Source organism: Pseudomonas sp. RL_5y_Pfl2_73, from assembly GCF_963970515.1.
In the GTDB taxonomy this organism is placed as follows: domain Bacteria; phylum Pseudomonadota; class Gammaproteobacteria; order Pseudomonadales; family Pseudomonadaceae; genus Aquipseudomonas.
The window spans coordinates 1-2,468 of the sequence record NZ_CAXAPD010000087.1; the positions used below are offsets into that span (position 1 = coordinate 1).

A 2,468-nucleotide genomic window follows, 5' to 3' on the forward strand; every position below is an offset into this window, starting at 1 on the left:
CAGTAATTTACGGATAAGGGCCGCTTTACGCTCAGGTGAATAGCTCGACATTACAGCTCTCTTTGACGCCCCCGATCTATCGTTTTGATAAATCAGCTCAGGCGACAACTAGCCTGACACCGGGGGTTCCTGTGGAAAGCGTATTTTGGTAAAGCCCTTTGTAGCGCGCGTTACAACCTATTGAGAAAATTGTTCCGTCAGGAAGGGTCGAGAGGGTGAGCGTGCTATCGATTACGTACGCTGTTCTTGTTTCGCCGTCAGGTAGCGTGTAGCTCTTTATCTCGATTTTATGATGCTCATAGAGCTCATGCATGTAGGTCGAGATATTGTCTTGCAATAAGATGTTCGCAATTGAATGCTTGGATTTTATGTCGGCTGCAAAATCAATCATTTAAATTCCACCGTACATTAACGTGCCGTTTACGAAGGCGGCAGCACATACATACCTGACTTCAAGATGTATGCCGACCGTGACGAGGGAGCTTGCCCGGCTCGGTGACGCAGCAGTTTTCTGTAGGAATGCGCCGGCCTTTTTTTGAGGCGGCTTCGCCGCCCAACGGGAGCAAGCTCCCTCGCCACGGGATTTGCGTTTCGGAGCAAATCCTGTGGCGTCCGCTGATTTATTCCTCGTCCAAATCTTCCTCATCGATCAGCCCTTGAACGAAACGGAGGAAATTCGAGCAGACCAGCTTTTCGGATTGAGCGTGATTCTCTTCAGGGCTGAGGTCGCTATCAAAGCTATCAGTCGTGAAATAGCTAACGGCTTCGGTATCAAGGTTCAGGCAAAAGAAATTGCCGCCCCAGTCGTTTGCGAAAGGCAAGAGGTGCGCAGGCAGTACCTGCTTCTTCAGCATCAACTGGTAGGTGGACAGCACCGTGGACTCACCATGAGCAATCGGCTTGAAGGTAGCCACTTCGATGGGATCGAAAAAGTCTTCGCTGATCCAATAAGCTCGTTCCGGCATGCCGCCGTTGTACTTGAGGTAATGGTTTCGAAAGGGAGCCGGTAGCCTCTTGCCGATGACGGACTCCAGATGATCCAGATCCATTGAGGTAATGGCCGTTTCATGATCTAGAAATTTATTCTCCAGCATCGCTGTCCTCTGGCTGGGCCGTACGTATCACGCATTTTGCCACTTCATTACATATTCCATTGCCAGGATGGCGTGAACGCACGTTAAGCAAGAAGCAGGAAATGGGCCTACCGACCGGATCGACTAGCCCATGCTGCGGGAGAGACGATTCGTTAATGAAACCCCTCGAGCAATGCCTTGTCTTTTTCTCCGCCCCAAGGATCATCCAGCAGATATCTTGCAAGCACTCGGCTGTCCGATGGGACCAGCGTGATTTTGTAGAAAATCTCTTCGCCCTCGCATACCTCGAAGTGCAACGCGTAGTCGCGTTTCTCTAAATCAAGTTCGACCTTGAATTTTTCCGCTGCAGAGGCGATTTCCACGTGGCTGGGATCGGTGATATGGAAGGGCACGACGATGCAGCGCTGGGCGGTGGGGTCGAGGTTGAAGCTGTCTTCCAGTTTCAGATGGACGTTCGCACCGAAAGCGTCTTCAGGTAGGGGGTCGAATACAACATAGTCGCTATGAATTATTGCGCCTTGCTCCAGATTAATCTTGCCCCACTGGCTCGAGGTTTCGTCGAAGGGCCGTGATCGGAATTGGATTTGGCTATGAGATATCAATAGATCCACAGATTGAGCGGTGTTTTTCATCAGTAAACCTCGATTTTAACTCTGGTCCCATTGGGCAGGTCGGACAGGACATTGCCGATGCTCGAGCCGGCCCCCCGATTGTCGCTAGGATCGATGTATTTGACGCTGGCGCCGGTACCACCTTCCTTGAACATTGCCATCGGCCATTCGTCCCGATCCTTGCCTGTTTTGGTCTTAATATCTTTCAAGCTAAGTTTGCGATTGAGCTTAGCGGTGTCACGTTGAATGGTCACGATGTAGGGGTGCCCCTTCTTGATTGCGCCATCGATATGCCCAAACGTCTGCGGATACTCTGACCGCTTCAATCGCAGCTTGTAGTCGTACTGTTTCGATCGGGCCTTGGTCAGCGTACAGCCGGCGAGACCTAGGGGATCCATCCAAGTGAACGGATTTAGGACAAACGCGTAAAGATTGAATCCTCCTGCCAACCCAATAGGGTCTGGGGTCGTGAATCGGCCGACGTCCGGATCGTATTGGCGGAACAGGTTGTAATGTAAACCTGTTTCCCGATCCAGATACTGCCCCTGGAACCGCAAATTCTGCTCTTCGATGTAGTACGGCTCGCGCACCTCTTCCAGCGTATTGCCCCACACCCGATACGTCGCCTGCCAAACGTTGTGCCCGTCGGCTTCGGTGAGTTGTTCCGGCAGGCCGTTGAGGTCGTTGTGGTAGTAGCGGATCTTTTGCAGCGGGCCGCTGCCGTCGACGCGGGCCAGGGGTTCGTAGCCGTCGTCTTCATAGA

The 2,468-nt window shown here is 52.1% G+C and carries 4 protein-coding genes; all 4 read right to left on the reverse strand.

The features are described from left to right. Window positions 1-97 precede the first annotated feature (97 nt). Complete coding sequence (locus AACY42_RS28235) at window positions 98-391, reverse strand: hypothetical protein (protein WP_339483784.1); 294 nt, start codon at window positions 389-391, stop codon at window positions 98-100. Window positions 392-620: 229 nt separating this feature from the next. After that, window positions 621-1,094 carry an SMI1/KNR4 family protein gene (locus AACY42_RS28240; protein ID WP_339483785.1) on the reverse strand — a complete coding sequence of 158 codons (474 nt, stop codon included), beginning with the start codon at window positions 1,092-1,094 and terminating at the stop codon, window positions 621-623. A 152-nt stretch (window positions 1,095-1,246) separates the two neighbouring features. Further along, a complete protein-coding gene (gene comJ / locus AACY42_RS28245; protein ID WP_339483786.1) occupies window positions 1,247-1,726 on the reverse strand; it encodes a competence protein ComJ in 480 nt (159 codons plus the stop codon). Next, on the reverse strand, window positions 1,726-2,468 hold a 743-nt coding region (locus AACY42_RS28250; protein ID WP_339483788.1), incomplete at its 5' end, for an RHS repeat-associated core domain-containing protein. The genes AACY42_RS28250 and comJ, both read right to left, overlap by 1 nt.

Bases quoted from the DNA above. Each gene is read 5' to 3' on its own strand.
- AACY42_RS28240 (WP_339483785.1), bottom strand. From the start codon at position 1,094: ATGCTGGAGAATAAATTTCTAGATCATGAAACGGCCATTACCTCAATG.
- AACY42_RS28235 (WP_339483784.1), bottom strand. From the start codon at position 391: ATGATTGATTTTGCAGCCGACATAAAATCCAAGCATTCAATTGCGAAC.
- comJ (WP_339483786.1), bottom strand. From the start codon at position 1,726: ATGAAAAACACCGCTCAATCTGTGGATCTATTGATATCTCATAGCCAA.